2 protein-coding genes are annotated in these 1,931 nt (G+C 61.7%); both read left to right on the top strand.

The annotated features are described in order from the left end of the window. The first annotated feature begins 61 nt into the window (after positions 1–61). Positions 62–1,480, top strand: a complete 1,419-nt coding sequence (locus tag WCO56_29755; GenBank protein MEI7733788.1) for an ISAs1 family transposase — start codon at positions 62–64, stop codon at positions 1,478–1,480. Further along, the gene (locus WCO56_29750; GenBank protein ID MEI7733787.1) at positions 1,470–1,916 is read left to right on the top strand and encodes a hypothetical protein; all 447 of its coding nucleotides are present in this window, start codon (positions 1,470–1,472) and stop codon (positions 1,914–1,916) included. Before WCO56_29755 ends, WCO56_29750 begins: the two co-directional genes overlap by 11 nt. Positions 1,917–1,931: the final 15 nt, after the last annotated feature.

Genomic DNA, 1,931 nt, shown 5'->3' with positions numbered 1-1,931 from the left:
CCTCTGAGTGGGTTAGCATTATTTTCGGGACAAGCCGTCCGTATTTTTTTACACTCGCCGGATGACGAACTCAAATCGGCGGCAGGTTTCGGTGGACGAGCAGGCGATTCTGGATCATCTGCAAGTCCGATTATTAACCTCGGCTAAGGAGATAGCGCGCGGGGACCAACTCATCGTGGCGCATCACTATTTGCACGACGCCACGCTGGTGGGCGAACAACTGCGCTATGTGGCGACCTATCAAGGCCGGTGGCTGGCGCTGGCTACGTGGAGTGGCGCCGCGTTTCACCTTAAGGATCGTGATGAATTCATCGGCTGGGATGCCGAGCAGTGCCGTCGCCGGCGCGCGCTGCTGGCCAACAACTCGCGGCTGCTGGTCTTGCCCGGGGGCCACGTTCCCAATCTGGTCAGCCGGTTCATGAAGCTGATGTTGGCACGGCTGTCGAACGATTGGGTAAAGCGCTGGCAACATCCCTTGGCCTTGGTGGAGACCTTTGTCGATCCGCAGCTTTACCAAGGCACGGCGTACAAGGTCAGCGGTTGGTCGCACTTGGGTAAAACCGCCGGCTGGAAGCGGGATGCGTCCGACTTTTACGTCAAACACGGCACGCCCAAGCAGATTTGGGTGCGGGAACTGGTTAAAAATGCGTGTGTTAAATTGCGGGCGGCCCAATTGCCAGCCGCCTGGGCCAGGGTGGAAGCCAACACCCAACCGCACTGCACTCGCACCGTCAAAGAAATCCGCAGCCTCCGGACGACGTTGCAGGAGGAATTGCCGGAATTTCGCCGCGCGGAAGCCCTGGGGTACCCCATCGCCGGCATGGTCTGTTTGATTGTCATGGCCATGGCCACGGGCGTCCGCCAAGGGCCGGACGATTTGGAGAAGTTTGCCGACACGCTGAGTCAGGCGCAGTTGCGGGCGTTGGCCTTTCGGTGGGACCGCCATACCAAGCGCCAGCGCTGTCCGCGCAAGACGACCTTCGGCCGCGTGCTGGCGGCGGTGGATGCGACGATCCTCGAAGCGATCCTCTTGGCGTGGCAACAGCGGCTGACCGGCCCGCCGCAGGATGCCTTGGTGATCGTGGACGGCAAGGCCATGCGCCATGGCGGGGTGGAAATGGTCAACGCGGTCAACGGCCAGGGGCAGTACTTGGGCGGGGTGATCACCCCCGCCAAGAGCAACGAGATTCCGGCCGCCCGCCAACTGCTGCGGCGCTTGGACCTGAACCGCAAAATCGTCCTGGCCGATGCGCTCCACACGCAGGTGGAGACCGCGCAACAGATACTTTATGAACAAGGCGGCGACTATCTCCTGACCGTCAAGGCCAATCAGCCCACCCTTCAAAGGACGCTGCAAACCCTGTTTGCCCAACAGGTTTTTTCCCCCTCCAGCCCGGGCGCGTCAGCGGGTGCTCCGGCGCGAACGCAACCGGGGCCGGTTGGAAATTCGTTACCTGCAATGTCTGGAAGTGACCCCTAGTCAAACGGGCTTTCCGGGAGCCCGGCTAGCGGCCCGCTTGGAGACGCGGGTTAAACGCCGGGGCAAATGGACCCGCGAAGTGGTGTTCCTGCTGAGCAGTCTGCCGTTGACGCAATTGCAGGCCTTGGGCCTCCTCCAACTCAAACGCCGGTACTGGGTGGTGGAAAGCCGGCTGCATCACTGCTTGGACGTGACGATGCACGAAGACGCCAGCCGGGTGCGGACCCCCAACGCAGCGATGGTCCTGGGGATGATCCGACGGGTGGTGCTCAGTCTGGCCAACGCGGCGGTGGATCGTGCGCGCAAGGCGCATCCCAAATCCAAAGCCAACACGAAGAGCTTCCGGCAGCACTTCCTCTCCGCTCGGGGTGGACAGGAACGCCTCCATGCACTCATTTTTGCCAAACACCCTGCGGTGTTGGACTTAAATCGGTGAAAGGACGCGTCCTAG

The organism is Verrucomicrobiota bacterium (genome assembly GCA_037139415.1).
In the GTDB taxonomy this organism is placed as follows: Bacteria; Verrucomicrobiota; Verrucomicrobiia; order Limisphaerales; family Fontisphaeraceae; genus JBAXGN01.
This window is presented reverse-complemented; position numbering and strand designations above follow the sequence as displayed.